Below are 16,609 nucleotides of genomic sequence, written 5' to 3' on the forward strand. Positions count from 1 at the left end.
CTGGCCGGCCTTCACGTGCAGCGTGCCCTGGACGATCAGGTGCTGGCTGCCCTCGGTGTGCTCATGGCGCTGGCCGTGGACGCTGTGGTGGTCGTCGCTGTCGATCTCGCTGATGCGGTCGTGGTGAACCATGAGATGGCTGTCGTTGCCGATCTCTTCGGTGCGGTCGTTATTGGTGAGCAGCTCCAGGTCCTTCTGGGCGTGCAGCCAGATCTGCTCCTGGTCGGCCTGGTCTTCGAAGCGCAGCTCGTTGAAGCCCTCGCCCTGGTGGCTCTGGGTGCGGATCACGGTGCGCGTCTTGTGCGCCGGAAGTTCGTAAGGCGGCGTGTTGACCGCGTGGTAGGTGCGCCCGGTGATCAGCGGCTGATCCGGATCGCCCTCCAGAAAGCTGACGATAATTTCGTGGCCGATCCGCGGGATGGCGATGCTACCGTAGCCGCCGCCGGCCCAGCCCTGGGCGACGCGGATCCAGGCGCTGGCGGTGTCATCGGGCTCGGCGTAGCGGTCCCAGGGAAACTGCACCTTGACCCGGCCGTGCTCGTCGCAGTGGATCTCTTCGCCCTCGGGGCCGACCACGAAGGCGACCTGTGGGCCGTCCACTCTCGGTTTGGGGGTCGGCTCGGGGCGCCAGGCGGTGTCGCCGGGGGTAAGGACGACGTCATTATGGTATCGAGTCATGCCATTGGCATCACTCTGCGTGACACCATCCTCTTCCAGGGCCTGGGGCTGTTCGCCGCGGTGGGTGATCCGCACCACCTGCCAGTCGCGGTTGAGGCTGTCGGCGTCGTGGTCGCTGAGGGTAAAGCGGCTGCCGGGGGCGAGCTCGGGGAGGTCGCTGTTGGCTTCCGCGGTCAGGGCGTCGTGGCGCAGCGCTTCGAGGCGGATCTTGGTGAAGGGCTCGCCGGAGGCGTCCTGCTTGTAGCGCCCGGGGTAGTCGTAGTGCTCGTAGTCGTCTCTTTGCGCATGTTCCTCTAGGTCCCCGGCCACATGTTCATGCAGTGGGGCATACGCGGGCTGCTTGAAGGAGTAGTCCTTGAGGGTGGCGCTGGCCGGGGCGACCCGGGCGACGTGTTTGAGCCGACGCACATGGCGGGTCGGGGCGCTGCCGCCGGCGCGGCTGTGGTAGCTGCGCTCGCCCAGCGCGGTGAGCATCTGCGGGTCGTCGGCGAAGATCAGGCGGTGGGCACCGCCAACGTCGTCCTCGAACTCGTGAAAGTAGAACAGCCCCTCTTCGGCGGCCAGGCGCTGGATAAAGGCCAGGTCGGTCTCCCGGTACTGCACGCAGTACTCCCGCGCTTCCGGCTCGCGGGTAACGGCGAAGGCGACGTCGGTGATGCCGCGCTCCTCGCACAGGGTATTGATGATGGTCAGCGGCGAGACGTTCTGGAAGATGCGCGAGTTGTGGCGCAGCGAGAGGCGCCATAGCGCCGGACGGATCACCAGCGAGTAGAAGGTGCGGCGATGGCCGCGGTCGCCGCGGCTGAATTCGGCGGCGATGCCGTGCACCCGGCGCAGCGGTTCGCCATCCTGCCACACGGTAAGGGTCAGCTCACGGTCGAGGAAGGCCTCGGGGGAGAGGTCCGACGCGCGGCTGGCGAACTCGACCTCGAGGCGAAACGGCGCCGAGAGCGACTCCTCGAGGGTGAAGTCGATCACCGCCAGGTCGAGGCTGTCGTCGCTGGCCAGGGCCAGGGTGAATTGCAGTCCGGTGGCGTGGGCCATGGGTCCCTCCAGGCAAGTGAACAGCAGCGCCACCCGGGAGGTTACCGCTCACCGAGCAGCACGCAAGCGATCCTGCATCACTGTGGTAGATCGCTGACGTGATATATGGGCAATCGCTTACATGCGTTGATGCCAGAGCTCTCAACGAGCCCTGGCATCAGGTTTTGCACGAAAACATCCTACGCTCAATCATTTGGCATTAAGAATCGGCTCGTGCGCGAGTCCTATCAGAATGCTCATGTATACCCCGTGAACTCGAACGCGAGCTCGATCCTTTATTTGCCGACTTTTAGTACAAAGCCTAGTAGCCAGTTGTGGCGGGAAATTGGAGGTGGGGACTTATACCCTTTGTCGTCTTCAGTAATGAGCTTGCTATACATACACTTACCACCTTGGCCGGATGTCTTTGATATTGTTGTGCGCTGCTCGATTAGGTAGGAGTCCATGCAGGTCACTCTCTGTGCGATCATTAATCTGAGAAAGGCATGCTTCTTGTGTGCTGACCTGTTCGCTTAGTAAAGGGGAGCTGGCCTCATCCGGAATAGAGCGCAATGTACTGCCGACTATGCTGGTGGCCAGATATATGGTTTTGGGTGGGACAACAAAAAAGCGATGAATGAAGTCGCCATCAAAGTTCCTTGCGGATAAGGTTGAGCCGCGCTGATTCAGGTCGCGCTCGACAATGCTTGCAATCAGATCGCTGAAGCTTTGAAAAGACACGTCCACCTTGACTCCGCATATTTTTTCAACCTCTATTCTTTGTCCAGAACTAAGGTGGTAATGCATGTCTGTCATTTTAAATAGTCCCGCTTCCGCGTTCCTCCAGTCCAATAAAGCTTCTGTACGGTCATCGGACTCTCTACTCTCGGGCCGTTGCACGAGGCTTAATATGGTGCCTCCAGAATACTGATCTATTATTTCAAGCCTCGGACGGTCGGTAGTTGCCAATTTTTCTTTCATGAATTTTGCTATGGAAACGCGCCTCTCTCCTTCAGGGAGTTCTTCATCGAAATTGATCCTCAGGTTTCCATTCCTGCTCCAATCCAGGGTGAAAGCATAGCCATTCTCCGCAAGCACCTCTTCCACCTGTGCAATTGCAAGTGTCCTGTCTTCCACTGGACGAGTAAAGCTGACGTCCAGGTGCTGATCACATCCGGTAATGACAGAAGTCAGCAGCGCGAATAGCATTGTCATCTTCATCGCTTTGGTCTTGATCATGATCCTCATTCCGACGCTTGGTATATTCACATTCTGTCTGCTCAATAAAATACATTTCTCGGTCTTGTTCATTGCCATTTTAAAAGCTTATGGTGAAGCGATCCGATTGACCTTGATATTTTGGTTGTTAACGCTAAGTTCGAGGCTTCATAATGGCTAAATCCATATGGGAGGCGTCGGCTGATGTGGACGAAGGCTGACAAGGCGTATCGGTAAACGCTGGCGTAAATTGTTATCGATGGTTTGCAAGTATAGGCCTGATGTGTAGCTTGTTAGTCAATAATAAAAAGAGTTTGTGTTTGTTGCCTAAATCCCAGTCAATAAAGCTATGAAAAAGATAATCAAGCCGAGTGCACATAAAATCTTTACAGTATCACTGTCAGGCGCGGGCGGCGCACCATAACCGTTAGGCCCTGGCGTGCCCGGAACGAAGAGCATTGCTAGTGTCAAAACTATTCCAATCAAAGGAATGAACGATGTCAATATCCACCAATCTTTAGCGTTAAAATCGTTTAGGCGGCGGATGCTAATGATAATCGTGAAGACAATGCATAGTGCACCGGAAAGCATGACTATAAAAGATAGTAAAATAACGATTCCAGCATTGCCCGGCGTAGCCCATACGCGAATGGCCAGAAGTGTCAGGAGTGCGGGAGCCAAAGTCACGGCTATCATGTAGAGCAAGAAGCGGACACGACCTAACCTGCCGCTACCTTGGAAGAACTTGGGTGCGTAGACATCATCTTGGCAGTTGCCAGGGGGAATAGAAGTGGTTGAAGTGGAGTGTGGCATAGCCTTCCCTGTCTTGGTCGCAATCGTATGTTTGTACAGTGACAGTATTCACCTGACACATGCCCCCGCCCGGCGAGCGGTCGGGCAGGGGCGAGGACGAGACAATCAGGCTTCGGACGGGGCGCGCCAGTCGTCGGAACCTGAGGTGCCGGCCACGGTGTGCTCCCAATCGATCTTGCGGTAGGAGAGTGAGACGTCCATCAGCTGAGTGAACTCAGCGCTGTTGGCATCCTGGGCGTGGGGCATGCGCAGGTTGATGTCGACGATGGTGGCGTCGGTCAGGCTGGTGGTGAAGAAGTGCTCCTGCTTGCCTTCCACCGAGGTGCGGTACCACTTCAGCTCGACCTTGGGCAGCATTTCACCGGAGGCCAGGGCGTTGTACATCAGCGGCACGGCCTTGTTGAGGGCCACGGTGAAGATGAACGGCTTGTGGGCGCGCTGGCCGGAAGGCTGACCAGACTGCGGGTCAGTCGGCACAGTAACGATATGCTTGAACTCTTGGACCAGCATTTCGTCTTCGTGGCCTTCCACGTAGATGTTGCCGACGGAGTCGGGGGTGAAGGCACCGGCGGTGATGTTGCCCTGGGTCTGGCCTTCGATGCTGATATAACAAGGTGTTGGCATGAGTCTGCTCCTGCTAAGCACTGTACAAATGGCGTTCGCCAATTTGTTCAGCACTTGATTGACGGAAAAATGAGAAAACGTCCGGTGGACGCCCCATATAGAGCAGGCGGCATGCCAATCAAGGGAAAGCGATTGCATATCAGTGATATACGACTTTTCGGAGAGACGAGGCTAAGTATATTTGGGCAACTTCTTGCCCAGGGCGAGCAAGAAGTTGCCCAGCGGGCAAGAAATTGCCTAATTTAAATTAATTCACCTTTAAATGATGTGCGCTTTCCTAATCCATCACGCCCGTCGCTAGAGTGGTAATACACGTTAGCGCGGGGTGGAGCTAGCGGTACTGGGCTCGTTCCATTACCGATGCTCGGTCGGTCAGCGGCCGGTGGCGTTGACCTGCCCCGCCGTCATTGCCGCATCGGGCATCTGCTCCATGCGCCGGCGCTCCTCATCGAGGATGGCCAGGGCCTGCTGCGGCGTGGTGCGTGGCGCGGGAGTCAGCAGGCTGACGGCTACGCCGACGGACAGGGCGGTCAACACTGCGGGAATGCTGGGGTTGCCCCAATAGGCGTTCCAGTCGGCGTTGGCGATGATGACCAGTGACGTGGATGAGGCGCTGACCAGCGTGGCCACGGCGCCCTGCCAGTTGTAGCGAGGCCAGAAGCGGCCGAGCAGGGCGCAGGCCAATAGACCGGCCATGATGGTGGAGATCATGCGGGTGATGTAGTCGATCACATTGTCCGAGGTCAGGGCGAACGCCAGTGCCAGGCCGATGGTATCGGTCCATACCATGGCGAAGTAGCCGCCGATCACGCAATAGATACCGAAGCCCAGTACCACGAGAATACGGGCCGTCGTCAGGTCGATATCTGCCAGTCAATGTTTTGTGAAAGTAGCTAACATGGGTGGGCATCGGCCACAGGAGAGCGAGTCATGAGTGACGCGGAGAGGTGTCGCGATAAGGGGGGTATCGAGACCGGCCCCGAGCTACTGAGCGGCGTCAGTCTGCCGGCGGCAGTGGTCTTCGATGCGCCGCTCGAGCACAACATCGCCTGGATGCAGCGCTTCGCCGAGGCCCATGGGGCGCGGCTGGCGCCCCACGGCAAGACCACCATGGCCCCAGCGCTGTTTCGGCGCCAGATCGAGGCCGGCGCCTGGGGAATCACCCTGGCCACGGCACCCCAGTGTCGGGCCGCCTTCGCCCATGGAATGCGTCGGCTGCTGATGGCCAATCAGCTGATCGGCGAGGCCAATATGGGCATCGTCGCCGAGCTGATCGAGGGCGGCGCTGACTATTACTGCATCGTGGATAGCGCCGAGAACGTACGTCAGCTGGGGCGTTTCTTCGCCGAGCGCGGCATCCGCCTCCAGGTGCTGATCGAGTTGGGCGTGCCCGGGGGGCGCTGCGGCTGCCGCGATAGCGCCCAGGTCGAGGCGCTGGTGTCGGCGATCGCCGAGCAGCCGGCCTTGGCGCTGGTCGGTATCGAGGGCTACGAGGGGATGATCGCCGGCAATGACGAGGTCGCCGCGGTGCGCGCCTATGGCGAACGGCTGGTCGAGACCGTGCGCTTACTGCACGCCAGCGGCGTGCTCGAGAGCGAGGCGCCGATCGTGACCGCGTCCGGCTCCAAGTGGTTCGATCTGATCGCCGCGGCCTTCGACAAGGCGGAGCTGCGCGAGCACTACACACCGGTGCTGAGGCCTGGCTGTTATGTGGTGCACGACCACAAGCTCTATGCCGGCGCCATGGCCGATGTGAAGGCGCGCCACCCCCACCTAGAGAGCGAGTTGCGGCCGGCGCTCGAGGTCTTCGTCCATGTGCAGTCGCTGCCCGAGCCGGGGCTGGCCATCATCGCCCTGGGCAAGCGTGATATCGGCCATGAGCCGGACCTGCCGCTGCCGCTGCGGCTCTATCCGCTGGTCTCGGACCCGGTGGCGGCCACGACGCCGGTCGACATCAGCGGCTGGCATGCCACCCATATCATGGATCAGCATCTGTTCCTGGCGATTCCCCCGGAGGCGAAGATCGCCGTCGGCGATGTGATCGCCTTCGGCACCTCCCACCCCTGCCTGACCTTCGACAAGTGGCGCCAGCTGCTGCTGGTAAATGACGCACTGGAGGTCCGGGAAAGCCTGGCGACCTATTTCTAACGCCTGGGCCGCTAAGCGGTTGCGCTTGCTTCGAGTCGGGCCACCACCGCCGGCAGCTCGCGAGCGTGGTGGATGGCGATAGCGCCGTGCGGGGTGGCTTCCGTGTCGGGGAAGTGGTTGAGGTGGATCACCTGCATGCCGGCGGCCAGGCCGGCGGCGACCCCCACCGCAGCATCGTCGATCACCACACAGCGCTGGGGCGCTTGGTCCATGGCCGCGGCGGCCTGCAGAAAGAGGCCCGGGTCCGGCTTCCACACCTCGAGGGTGTAGGCGCTGAACAGCCGCTCACCGAAGTGGTGAGTAAAGCCGACGCTCTGCATGGCGCAGCGAATCTTGGCCTCGGGGCCGTTGGAGACCACCGCCTTGGGGTGGGCAGCGAGGCTGTCCAGGGCCTCGGGCATACCGGCGATGGGCATTAGCTCCGCGCGCATGCGCCGCTCCATCAGCGCGCGCATCTCTTGCTCCAGCTGCTGACGACGCGCCTCGCCGATCGCGGCGTGGCGGCTTTCGAGCTCGAGCACGATGGTCAGGAAACGCACGCCGCGAAACTCCTCCATATATTGACGCGCCGAGAAGGGCAGCCCGCAACGCGGCAGCACCTCGGCCATCACCTCGGCGAGCAGGATCTCGCTGTCGACCAGGGTGCCATCGGAGTCGAACAGCAGGCAGAGCGGGGTGGTCATGCAAATATCTCCGGAAAAGTGGCGGTGAGTGCCTTGAGCCGTTGGCGGTCGGGGAGTCCTTCCATGTCGCCGATGACTTTGACCGCCTCGGCGCCGAGCAGATTGCCGCGCTGAATGGCTTGGCGAGGGTGGTCACCGTCGAGCAGGGCGCTGATCACGCCAACCGCAAAGGCGTCGCCGGCCCCTACGGTATCGACCACGTCCGTCACTGGGAAGCCCGGCACGCTGAAGCTCTCCTCGCGGCCGCCCAAGGTGCCGCGATAGTACCCCCCTTCGGGGCCCAGTTTGATGACAACCGCCTTGGCCCCTCGCTCGAGATAGAAGTCGGCGATCGCCTCGGGGGAGTCTCGTCCGCTCAGCAGACGCCCCTCGGCGAGCCCGGGCAGGACCCAGTCGGCCAGGCTGGCCAACTGATTGAGGGTGTCGCGCATTTCCTCTTCACTGCGCCAAAGGCTGGGGCGCAGGTTGGGGTCGAAGGAGATGCTCGCCCCGGCTGCCCGCGCCTGCTGCAGCAGATGCAGGGAGAGCTCCCGAGCGCTGGCCGACAGCGCCGGCGGGATGCCGGTGGCATGCAGATGCTTGAGGGCGCTGAGGTCGAGGTGGTCGGCATCGGCGCATGACAGCTGGCTGGCGGCGCTGCCGCGACGGAAGTAGCTGACCTTGGGGTCCTGGCCACCCGCGGCGCGCTCCTTGAACAGCAGCCCGGTAGGGTGGGCCGGGTCGGCGGTCAGGTAGCGGCAGTCGAGCCCCTCCCGCTCCAGGGTCTGGCGAATAAACTCGCCGAAGCCATCGGCGCCGACGCGGCTCAGCCAGGCGACGTGAAAGCCGAGCCTGGCCAGGCCAATGGCCACATTGGTGTCGGCGCCGGCGATCCTGCGCTGGAAATGCTCGACATCGGCCAGAGGTCCCGGCGTCTCGGCGACGAACATGGTCATGGCCTCACCGAAGGTGAGGATCTCGGGGGCGTGCTGGTTGGGCATATGCTAGCTGTCTCCGAATAGATTGGCGGTTGGATGCGGCCTGGTCGACCCACGCGCTATCAGGGTAGGGGGGTGCTGAATATCGGCGATGGCTCGGGTTGGCGTTGCCTGACGCTGCAACAGGCACTCCACCGCTGAGTGACCGATGGCCCGGGTGGGTTGGGCAAGGGTCGTGATACCGGGCTCGATCAGAGCGCACCAGTCGAGCTCATCGATCCCCATCAATCCCGTACTGCCGAGGCGGACCTCCAAGGCCTGCAAGATCCGGGTCGCGGCCAGGGTCATATTGCCGTTGGCACACAGCACGGCCTTGGGCGCTGTGGCTGGGCGCTGCAAGAAAGCGTTCAGCGCATCGCGCAGGGAGGCGTCGGACTCCTCCGGGGAGTGGCAGTGGGTATCGCCGTGGAGGCCCCGCTGCGCCACACCGGCTTGGAACCTCGCCAGACGCTGCTGGCGGGAGCTGACCTGCGCCGCGGGCTCGCTGAGATAGAAGATCTCTGCGTAGCCCTGCGCGGCGAGGTGATCGAGCGCCATATCGATCGCCAGGACATTGTCGAGACCCACCATATCGCGATGGGCGTGGTCGAGGCGGCGGTCGAGCAGCACCGTGGGGGTGTTCTGGGCGGCGAGTGCGTCCAGCGCCGGCAGACTGCTGCCAGTCGGGTTGATCACAAGGCCCTCGACCCGGTAAGCGCTGAGCAGCTCGAGATGCGCGCGTTCCTGGGCGGGGTCGTTATCGGTATTGCACAGCATCAGCGAGTAGCCGCGCTGGCGGCAAGCCTGCTCGACGCCGTGCATGACGGCGACCGAGAAGGGATTGCGGATATCGGCCACCAGCATGCCGATCAGTTGCGAATGACCGCCCTTGAGGCCGCGAGCCATTCGGTTGGGTGAAAACCCCAGCTGTGCGGCCGCAGTGGCAATACGCGCCTGGAGCGCCGATGACAGCCTCTCGCGCTCGTCGCCAAAGTAGCGCGACACGCTGGTTTTGGAGGCGCCCGCTGCCTTGGCGACATCATGCAGAGTGGGGTGCCGAGCGGCGTCATCAGCCATGCACTAAGAGATCCTGGAGAGAAATGGTAACGTTCCCATAGTAGCCCTTGCTCGAATAGGCGGCAAACCCCACCGAGCCACCCACCACCAAGGCGCTATGGCCGCGACCGTCTCTGATGCGGTATCAATGGGGTGTCAAAGGCTGAGTCCCCTATAGGAGAAACGAGATGGCGATCTATCGCTACGATGGCATGACCCCCGAGGTGCACGCCGAGAGCTACGTGGCCCAGACCGCGGATGTGATGGGGCGGGTAGCGCTGCACAAGGGCAGCAGCGTGTGGTACCAGGCGGTGCTGCGCGGTGACAATGAGCTGATCGAGATCGGCGAGGGCAGTAACGTGCAGGAGGGGGCGGTGCTGCATACCGATCCCGGTTATCCGCTGACGGTGGGCAAGCGCGTCACCGTGGGCCACCAGGCGATGCTGCACGGCTGCAGCGTCGGTGACGGTGCGCTGATCGGGATTCAGGCGGTGGTGCTCAACGGCGCCAAGATCGGCAAGAACTGTCTGGTCGGCGCCGGGGCGGTGGTCACCGAAGGCAAGGAGTTCCCCGACAACTCGCTGATCCTCGGCGCGCCGGCCCGGGTGGTGAAGACCCTGACCGACGAGGCCATCGCCGCCATGCAGAAAGGCGCCGACAAGTACGTCGAGCGGGGGCGGGTGCATCGCGACACTCTGGAGCGCATCGATTGAGGAAAATATCGCGATCAATGTTGCACTGCACAAAAAGCTTTGCTATGTTGCACTGCAACGAAGGACAAAAAGCCTTCGCCCCAGAAACCTTAGGAGGTGTCCCATGAGCAACGCAAACATTGATCAAGCGACTCAGCAATTCGAATCCATGTTTTTCGGCCCGGCACGCGCTTACGCTGCCCTGTCCATCGACTACGCCGAGAAGCTGCTGAACACTCAGTATGAAGCGGTCAAGGCATACAGCGACGTCAGCATGAGCCAGGCACGCGCCATGCTCGACATCAAGGACGCTGAAGGTCTGCGTACCTATGTCGAAGGCCAGCAGAAGGTCGCTAAAGAGCTGTCTGAGCGCGTCAAGGGCGATGCAGAGAAGGTTGTCGCTCTGAATCAGGACTTCGTTCAGAAAGGCCAGAAACTGGCTGAAGAGAATATCCAGACCGCGTCCAAGGCTGCCAGCAAGGCCGCCAAGTAACGCCCAACGCGTGCCGCAAGGCACTGCGCTGAGAAAGCCGCCACCCGATAGGGTGGCGGCTTTTTTTTATTGGGAGCTCGCCAGCACGCGGGGATGCTCGACGTTCTTTACATAAGACCGGTGATGGGTCTTATGGTCGTTTTTTGTATACATAAAGTGTCTACCAAAATTCTCTCCCTGTGGGGTAAGATGATTGGGGCGTATTGTATACATAAAAACAGATGAGTCCTTAGATGAGCACACCACAACACAGCCAATCGGTCTTCGATTTTCATGGCAGGCCGCCGCTGGCCAAGGCGCTGCCGCTCTCCCTCCAGCACATCCTGGCGATGATCATGGGTACGGTGACGGTACCGATCATCGTGGTCGGCGCCGTTGGTGGCAGCCACGCCGAGCAGATGACGCTGATTCAGATTTCCCTGATTGCCTCGGCGTTGTCGACGCTGGTACAGCTCTACGGCATCGGCAAGCTGGGCGCGCGTCTGCCGACCATCTTCGGTGTCGGCTTCGCCTATGTGCCCACGCTTGTCGCTGTCGGCGCCCAGTATGGCATCGGCGGTATTCTCGGTGCCCAGATCATCGGCGGCGTAGCGATGATCGTGGTCGGGCTGTTCATTACCCGCATTCGCCACCTGTTTCCACCGGTGGTAGCGGGCACGGTGGTGCTGGTCATCGGTTTGTCACTCTACGATATCGCCGTCAACTACATGGCCGGTGGCGTCGGCCAGAACGACTACGGCGACCCGCTCAACTGGTTGATCGCCGTGGCGACACTGCTGGTGGTACTGGTGGTGTCGCAGTTTGCACGGGGTTTTCTGAAGCTCGCGGCGATCATCTGCGGCATCGGCGTGGGTTACCTGTTGGCGCTGGCGTTGGGTCGCGTCGACTTCAGCCCGGTGGTCGAGGCGACCTGGTTCAACGCTCCCAGGTTGATGCCCTTCGAACTGGAGTTCCACGCAGCGGCGATCCTGTCGGTGGTGATCATCTGCGTGGTCAATTCGGTACAGACCATTGGTGACCTGTCAGCGACGTCGGTGGGTGGCATGAACCGCGAGCCGAGTACCCGCGAGCTGTTCGGTGGGCTGATGGGTAACGGTGCGACCACCGCCTTGGGCTCACTGTTCGGCGCCATGCCCACCTCGTCCTACAGCCAGAACGTAGGGATCGTGGCCATGACCAAGGTGATCAGCCGCTACGTGCTGGCGCTGGCCGCACTGTTCATGCTGATCGCCGGCCTGGTACCCAAGTTTGGCGCGGTCATGACCACGATCCCCTACCCGGTGCTCGGCGGCGCGACCATCACGGTATTCGGCATGATCACCATGACCGGTATCCAATTGATCACCAAGGATGAGCTCTCGGCCCGTAACATGACCATTGTCAGCCTGGCGCTGGCCCTGAGCATGGGCATCTATGCGGTCCCCGAGGCCATCGAGTACTTCCCGTCGATGCTGCAACTGGTACTGGGTGGCTCGCCGATCGTGGTGGCGGCGCTGGTGGCGTTCACGCTCAACCTGCTACTGCCCAAGCGCAGCCTGGCCGATGAGGCCGCCGAGCGCGAGGCCATGGCGGCCAAGATGAATGCCGAGCAGAGAGGCAGGGAGGACGCTACGGTCAGCCAGCGCAGTGTCTGATCTGCGTCAGATGGCCGCGATGCAGCCTTTGCCTTGGCGAGATGCATCGCCGACAATCCAGGCAATCATCATGGACCACGAGGATACGACATGCGGGGGATTCGGCAGGGAATTGCGTTGGTGTTGCTGGCCTGGTTGCCCGGTCTGGGCCACGCCGCTGCACCAACGGTGGCCGCTGCCTCTGACCTGCAGTTTGCCCTCCACGAGGTGGCGGATCGCTTCACCGATGAGACCGGCCAGGCGCTGCGCTTGAACTTTGGCTCGTCCGGCAACTTCAGGCGCCAGATTGCCCAGGGCGCGCCCTTCGAGCTTTACCTCTCCGCCGATGAGGCCTACGTTGAAGCGCTGCACGCCGAGGGGCACACCGTCGATGCGGGGGTGCGCTACGCAGTGGGGAGGTTGGTGTGGATGCAGCCTGCCGGTCGCGATGACCTGCCCAGCGAGGCGGCGCCACTGGCGGCAGTGGAAGCCGCGGTGGCTAGCCTGCAGGCGGGGGAGGGGCGACCGCGCATCGCCCTGGCCAACCCGGAGCATGCGCCCTATGGCGTGGCCGCCCAGCAGGCGCTGGAGCATGCCGGCCTGTGGCACGAGATGCAGCCGCTCAAGGTGCTCGGGGAGAACGTCTCCCAGGCGGCCCAGTTCGCCCTGGGTGGCGATGCCCGCGGTGGCCTGGTGGCCTACTCGCTGGCCCTGGCGCCGTCGCTGGCGGCACGCTCCGACTACGTGCTGATCCCCGAGGAGTGGCATGCGCCGCTTCACCAGCGCATGGCGCTGGTCAAGGGCGCCGGCGACACCGCCCGGGCCTTCTACGCCTATCTGCAGGAGGACGAGGCGCGCCAGATTCTTGCCGATTACGGCTTCAGTGTGCCGACTGAGGCCCCCACGCCTTGATGGACTGGCAAGCATTAGGCGTCTCGCTGCAGCTTGCGCTGTTTACCTGCCTGTTGCTGATGCCGGTCGGGCTGTGGCTGGGGCGCACCCTTGCCACCCGCCAGTTTCGCGGCAAGGCGCTGTGCGAAGCAGCCGTGGCGCTGCCGCTAGTGATGCCGCCTACCGTGCTGGGGTTCTACCTGATGCTGTCGTTCGGGGTCGATGCGCCGTTCGGCGCGCTGTGGCAGCGGGTCACCGGCAGCGGCCTCAACTTCACCTTCAGCGGTATCCTCCTCGCCTCGCTGGTCGTCAATCTGCCGTTTGCCGTGCAGCCGATCCAGCGCGCCTTCGAGGGGGTGCCGAACAATGTCCGTGAAGCGGCCTGGTGCTGTGGCCTCTCGCCGTGGCAGACCTTCACCCGTATCGAGCTGCCGCTGGTCTGGCCGGGGCTGGTCTCGGCGCTGGCGCTGACCTTTGCTCACACCCTCGGCGAATTTGGGGTGATCCTGATGGTCGGCGGTTCTATCGACGGTGAGACCCGCACCCTGGCGATCTCCATCTACGACCGCGTGCAGGCCTTCGATGAAGCCGGGGCAGGCATCATGTCGGCGATCCTGCTGGCGGTCTCCTTCGTGACCATTGGCGTGGTCTACGGTCTGGCCCGTCGTGGCAGGGGGCTGCGTGTCTGAGTCTCATCATCCGTTGACGACGCAAGGCCTCGAGGTCCGGCTGCAGCAGCCGGGCCCGATTCCGCTGAACGCCGATTTCTGCTGCGCGCCGGGAGAGCTGCTGGCGTTGGTGGGGCCCTCCGGTGGTGGCAAGACCACCTTGCTGAGGGCGATCGCCGGGCTCTACCGGCCCAGTGGTGGACATATCCGCTGTGCCGGCGAGACCTGGTTCGATGCCGCTGGCGGCATCTGCCTGCCCCCCCAGCGGCGGCGCATTGGTCTGGTGTTCCAGGACTATGCGTTATTCCCCCACCTCACCGCCCAAGCCAACGTGATGGCGGCGATGAACCATGTGCCGCGGGCCGAGCGCGCTCCTCGAGCCGCACGCTGGCTGGCGCAGGTACGGCTCGAGGGGCTCGAAGGGCGCTATCCGGCGGCGCTCTCCGGCGGTCAGCGCCAGCGGGTGGCGGTGGCCCGGGCGCTGGCCCGTGAGCCGCGGGTACTGCTGCTCGATGAGCCTTTCTCGGCGGTGGATCAGGTGACCCGACGGCGCCTGCAGCGCGAACTCGCCCAGCTGCGTGAGATGATCGACATCCCGATCCTGCTGGTCACCCACGACCTGGAAGAGGCCGCGGCGCTGGCCGATCGGCTCTGCGTGCTCCACAGCGGCGACACCTTGCAGAGCGGTCCTGCCGAGACGCTGTTTCGCCGCCCGGTCTCACCCCTGGTGGCGCGTCTACTCGACAAGCACAACGTCTTCAGCGGTCGGGCGATGCGCGATGACAGTGGCGACGTCTACCTGCAGTGGGGCCCCTACCGACTCGATGCAGCGCTGCCGGCAAGCGTTGAGAGTCGCGCAGAGGTTGACTGGTATATTCCTCCTTCGGACGTGGTGCTGCATCGTCGCCAGCGTCCCTCGCGCGGTGAGCGCGAAAACCCCGTGTGCGGCACGGTCAGCGAGATGGTCGTGCTTGGCGGCATCGCGCAGATTACGCTGACATTCGCCCATACCCGCGACAGCCTGCGTTTCGAGATCGCCACCCACGCGGCACGGCGTAATGGACTGGCGCGCGGTGAAGAGGTCAGCGTGTCGCTGTTGGCCAGCGGCATACATATCATGTAGGGCAACCCTGAACGAGGAACCGCGTCGATGAACCTAACCCGCCGCCAGCTGCTGCTAGGCATGAGTGCTACGTTGATGATGCCCAAGACGCTGCTGGCGCAGTCCCATGCAGGCGAGCCGATGGAGTTTGCCCGCGACACCCTCGCCATTCACAGCCAGCACGGGCCGCACAAGCTCGAGGTCGAGCTGGCCGAAAGCTTTGCTCAGCGTGCGCGGGGGCTGATGGACCGCGACGAGCTGGACAGCGATGCCGGCATGCTGTTCATCTACTCCGAGCCGCAGTCGTCCCGCAGCGGCTTCTGGATGTATCGCACCCGTATCCCGCTGGATATCGCCTTTATCGACGAGCAGGGGCGTATCGTCACCATCGCCAGCATGCAGCCGTGTACTTCCGCGGATCCCAGCGAGTGCCCAGTGACGCGACCCGATGCCCGCTATGTTGCCGCCCTTGAGGTCAATGCCGGCTATTTTGCCGAGCACGGCATCGAGGAGGGCGACTGCGTTGCGCTGCCTGGTGCCGCCCTGCAGTGCATGGCCGAGCTGGACGAGACCGAGCTGGATGAGAGAGAAGCACTGGCCGAGGACGAAGACCTGGTCGGGGACGAGTAGCCTGCCGGGCGTCTTGCACCTTGGTGTAAGTGACTTTCTTTCAACGCCTGGCGCTCTACAATGGGCCAGTGAGTCATTGCACTCCGGCTGCCGGTCTTTTCACCCCAAGGTCGGCAAGATGTCGAACGTCCCGCCACAAGCGGTCAGATAGCGCCTTGCTACCCCGAGGCGGCAGCATCAGCATTCGCGCCCCGGCGCACCTATACCAATAATCGGCGCGCTGTCCGCGAGGCGGCGCCCACCGCTGCAAGGACATTCCATGACCCTGTCACGCCGCTTGACCCACTTCACCGTCGCGCTGGCCGGTGCCGCGCTGCTTTCCACCTCGCTGTCGGCTCAGGCCCGCGAGCTCTCCGTCTCCACCGTACTGTCCGACGCCTTCCCCTGGGGACAGGCGGCGGAGCGCTGGGCGGAGCTGGTCGAGGAGCGCAGCGAGGGCCGCATTACCCTGCGTGTCTACCCCAACTCCCAACTGGTATCCGGCGATCAGACCCGTGAATTCTCGGCGATGCGTTCGGGACTGATCGACCTGGCGGTGGGCTCGACCATCAACTGGTCACCGCAGGTGCCGGAACTCAATCTGTTTTCGCTGCCGTTCTTTATCCCCGATGAAGCAGCAGTGGATGCCGTCACCGGTGGCGAGGCTGGCGAGCTGGTCTTCGATGCCATCGAATCCCGCGGCGTGGTGCCGCTGGCATGGGGTGAGAACGGCTTCCGTCAGCTCTCCAACTCGCGTGGCCCGATCAGCGCGCCGGAGGATCTCGACGGGCTGCGCATCCGCGTGGTTGGCTCGCCGCTGTTCCAGGATACCTTTAGCGCCCTGGGGGCCGATCCGACTCAGATGAGCTGGACCGACGCCCAGCCGGCGCTGACCACCGGCGCGGTGGACGGCCAGGAGAATCCGCTGTCGGTCTTCGACGTGGCGCGCATCGACCAGGTGGGGCAGGAGTACCTGACGCGCTGGAACTACATGAACGATCCTCTGATCTTCGCCGCCAATCAGCGCGTATGGGACTCCCTCGACGAGGCCGACCGCGAGATGCTGCGCGAGACCGCGATCGAAGCCGGGGAGTGGGAGATCGCCATGACCCGCGAGCAGGAGCCTGAGCGGCTCGCCGACATCGAAGCGCGTGGCGTGACCGTTACCGAGCTTAGCGATGAGCAGCATCAGGCCTTCGTCGATGCCACTCAGGCGGTCCATGAGAAGTGGGTGCCACGCATTGGCGAGGCGATCGTCGAAGCCGCCCAGGCGTCGATGGACGCGCGCTGAGTCGCGTCCCGCTCTTCCCTGCCGCCCCCGCTGTGCGAGGGGCGGCGCATT

The 16,609-nt window shown here is 62.8% G+C and carries 17 protein-coding genes; 9 read left to right on the plus strand and 8 right to left on the minus strand.

Features of this window, described 5'->3' with window-relative positions; translation table 11 throughout:
* The 5 genes from IEI94_RS07015 to IEI94_RS07035 form a co-directional block, all read right to left on the minus strand.
* Positions 1-1,722, minus strand: a 1,722-nt coding sequence (locus IEI94_RS07015) for a type VI secretion system tip protein VgrG (protein ID WP_191166605.1), incomplete at its 3' end; no start/stop codon positions are given.
* A gap of 384 nt (positions 1,723-2,106) precedes the next feature.
* Entirely contained in the window at positions 2,107-2,940 is an 834-nt protein-coding gene (locus tag IEI94_RS07020) for a hypothetical protein (protein WP_191166606.1), read from the minus strand.
* 306 nt (positions 2,941-3,246) lie between these two features.
* Positions 3,247-3,732 (minus strand): DUF805 domain-containing protein, encoded by a 486-nt coding sequence (locus tag IEI94_RS07025; protein WP_191166607.1) that lies wholly within the window; start codon positions 3,730-3,732, stop codon positions 3,247-3,249.
* Positions 3,733-3,837: 105 nt separating this feature from the next.
* Positions 3,838-4,356 carry an Hcp family type VI secretion system effector gene (locus IEI94_RS07030; RefSeq protein WP_191166608.1) on the minus strand — a complete coding sequence of 173 codons (519 nt, stop codon included), beginning with the start codon at positions 4,354-4,356 and terminating at the stop codon, positions 3,838-3,840.
* Between the two features lie 372 nt (positions 4,357-4,728).
* Positions 4,729-5,193, minus strand: a complete 465-nt coding sequence (locus tag IEI94_RS07035; RefSeq protein WP_224749986.1) for a hypothetical protein — start codon at positions 5,191-5,193, stop codon at positions 4,729-4,731.
* 93 nt (positions 5,194-5,286) lie between these two features.
* Here IEI94_RS07035 and IEI94_RS07040 point away from each other — a divergent pair, with 93 nt between their 5' ends.
* Positions 5,287-6,504, plus strand: coding sequence for an amino acid deaminase (locus IEI94_RS07040; RefSeq protein WP_191166609.1), 1,218 nt, complete (start codon positions 5,287-5,289; stop codon positions 6,502-6,504).
* A gap of 11 nt (positions 6,505-6,515) precedes the next feature.
* On the opposite strand, the gene IEI94_RS07045 is transcribed toward IEI94_RS07040, so the two are convergent.
* From IEI94_RS07045 to IEI94_RS07055, 3 genes are read right to left on the minus strand one after another with little or no spacing between them, the layout of a single operon-like run.
* Entirely contained in the window at positions 6,516-7,187 is a 672-nt protein-coding gene (locus IEI94_RS07045; protein ID WP_191166610.1) for an HAD-IA family hydrolase, read from the minus strand.
* The gene (locus IEI94_RS07050; protein WP_191166611.1) at positions 7,184-8,167 is read right to left on the minus strand and encodes a sugar kinase; all 984 of its coding nucleotides are present in this window, start codon (positions 8,165-8,167) and stop codon (positions 7,184-7,186) included. Before IEI94_RS07050 ends, IEI94_RS07045 begins: the two co-directional genes overlap by 4 nt.
* 3 nt (positions 8,168-8,170) lie before the next feature.
* Positions 8,171-9,220 carry a substrate-binding domain-containing protein gene (locus IEI94_RS07055; RefSeq protein WP_191166612.1) on the minus strand — a complete coding sequence of 350 codons (1,050 nt, stop codon included), beginning with the start codon at positions 9,218-9,220 and terminating at the stop codon, positions 8,171-8,173.
* A gap of 167 nt (positions 9,221-9,387) precedes the next feature.
* Here IEI94_RS07055 and IEI94_RS07060 point away from each other — a divergent pair, with 167 nt between their 5' ends.
* From IEI94_RS07060 to IEI94_RS07095, 8 genes are all read left to right on the plus strand, one after another.
* Positions 9,388-9,912 (plus strand): gamma carbonic anhydrase family protein, encoded by a 525-nt coding sequence (locus IEI94_RS07060; RefSeq protein WP_191166613.1) that lies wholly within the window; start codon positions 9,388-9,390, stop codon positions 9,910-9,912.
* A 103-nt stretch (positions 9,913-10,015) separates the two neighbouring features.
* Positions 10,016-10,384 carry a phasin family protein gene (locus IEI94_RS07065; RefSeq protein WP_191166614.1) on the plus strand — a complete coding sequence of 123 codons (369 nt, stop codon included), beginning with the start codon at positions 10,016-10,018 and terminating at the stop codon, positions 10,382-10,384.
* 233 nt (positions 10,385-10,617) lie between these two features.
* The gene (locus IEI94_RS07070) at positions 10,618-12,018 is read left to right on the plus strand and encodes a uracil-xanthine permease family protein (RefSeq protein ID WP_191166615.1); all 1,401 of its coding nucleotides are present in this window, start codon (positions 10,618-10,620) and stop codon (positions 12,016-12,018) included.
* A 90-nt stretch (positions 12,019-12,108) separates the two neighbouring features.
* Complete coding sequence (gene modA, locus IEI94_RS07075; RefSeq protein WP_191166616.1) at positions 12,109-12,909, plus strand: molybdate ABC transporter substrate-binding protein; 801 nt, start codon at positions 12,109-12,111, stop codon at positions 12,907-12,909.
* On the plus strand, positions 12,909-13,577 hold the full coding sequence (modB, locus tag IEI94_RS07080) for a molybdate ABC transporter permease subunit (RefSeq protein WP_191166907.1): 669 nt from the start codon (positions 12,909-12,911) through the stop codon (positions 13,575-13,577). The genes modA and modB overlap by 1 nt, the downstream gene beginning before the upstream one ends.
* Positions 13,570-14,679 (plus strand): ABC transporter ATP-binding protein, encoded by a 1,110-nt coding sequence (locus IEI94_RS07085; RefSeq protein WP_318153370.1) that lies wholly within the window; start codon positions 13,570-13,572, stop codon positions 14,677-14,679. Before modB ends, IEI94_RS07085 begins: the two co-directional genes overlap by 8 nt.
* 27 nt (positions 14,680-14,706) lie before the next feature.
* Positions 14,707-15,288, plus strand: a complete 582-nt coding sequence (locus tag IEI94_RS07090; protein ID WP_191166617.1) for a DUF192 domain-containing protein — start codon at positions 14,707-14,709, stop codon at positions 15,286-15,288.
* A 259-nt stretch (positions 15,289-15,547) separates the two neighbouring features.
* The gene (locus IEI94_RS07095) at positions 15,548-16,558 is read left to right on the plus strand and encodes a DctP family TRAP transporter solute-binding subunit (RefSeq protein ID WP_191166618.1); all 1,011 of its coding nucleotides are present in this window, start codon (positions 15,548-15,550) and stop codon (positions 16,556-16,558) included.
* Positions 16,559-16,609: the final 51 nt, after the last annotated feature.

This window comes from Halomonas sp. ML-15, from assembly GCF_014779595.1.
Taxonomy (GTDB): domain Bacteria; phylum Pseudomonadota; class Gammaproteobacteria; order Pseudomonadales; family Halomonadaceae; genus Franzmannia.

Coding starts and splice junctions, on each gene's coding strand:
- IEI94_RS07045 (WP_191166610.1), bottom strand. CDS start 7,187: ATGACCACCCCGCTCTGCCTGCTGTTCGACTCCGATGGCACCCTGGTC.
- IEI94_RS07060 (WP_191166613.1), top strand. CDS start 9,388: ATGGCGATCTATCGCTACGATGGCATGACCCCCGAGGTGCACGCCGAG.
- IEI94_RS07070 (WP_191166615.1), top strand. CDS start 10,618: ATGAGCACACCACAACACAGCCAATCGGTCTTCGATTTTCATGGCAGG.
- IEI94_RS07025 (WP_191166607.1), bottom strand. CDS start 3,732: ATGCCACACTCCACTTCAACCACTTCTATTCCCCCTGGCAACTGCCAA.
- modA (WP_191166616.1), top strand. CDS start 12,109: ATGCGGGGGATTCGGCAGGGAATTGCGTTGGTGTTGCTGGCCTGGTTG.
- IEI94_RS07095 (WP_191166618.1), top strand. CDS start 15,548: ATGACCCTGTCACGCCGCTTGACCCACTTCACCGTCGCGCTGGCCGGT.
- IEI94_RS07040 (WP_191166609.1), top strand. CDS start 5,287: ATGAGTGACGCGGAGAGGTGTCGCGATAAGGGGGGTATCGAGACCGGC.
- IEI94_RS07020 (WP_191166606.1), bottom strand. CDS start 2,940: ATGATCAAGACCAAAGCGATGAAGATGACAATGCTATTCGCGCTGCTG.
- modB (WP_191166907.1), top strand. CDS start 12,909: ATGGACTGGCAAGCATTAGGCGTCTCGCTGCAGCTTGCGCTGTTTACC.
- IEI94_RS07030 (WP_191166608.1), bottom strand. CDS start 4,356: ATGCCAACACCTTGTTATATCAGCATCGAAGGCCAGACCCAGGGCAAC.
- IEI94_RS07050 (WP_191166611.1), bottom strand. CDS start 8,167: ATGCCCAACCAGCACGCCCCCGAGATCCTCACCTTCGGTGAGGCCATG.
- IEI94_RS07090 (WP_191166617.1), top strand. CDS start 14,707: ATGAACCTAACCCGCCGCCAGCTGCTGCTAGGCATGAGTGCTACGTTG.
- IEI94_RS07065 (WP_191166614.1), top strand. CDS start 10,016: ATGAGCAACGCAAACATTGATCAAGCGACTCAGCAATTCGAATCCATG.
- IEI94_RS07055 (WP_191166612.1), bottom strand. CDS start 9,220: ATGGCTGATGACGCCGCTCGGCACCCCACTCTGCATGATGTCGCCAAG.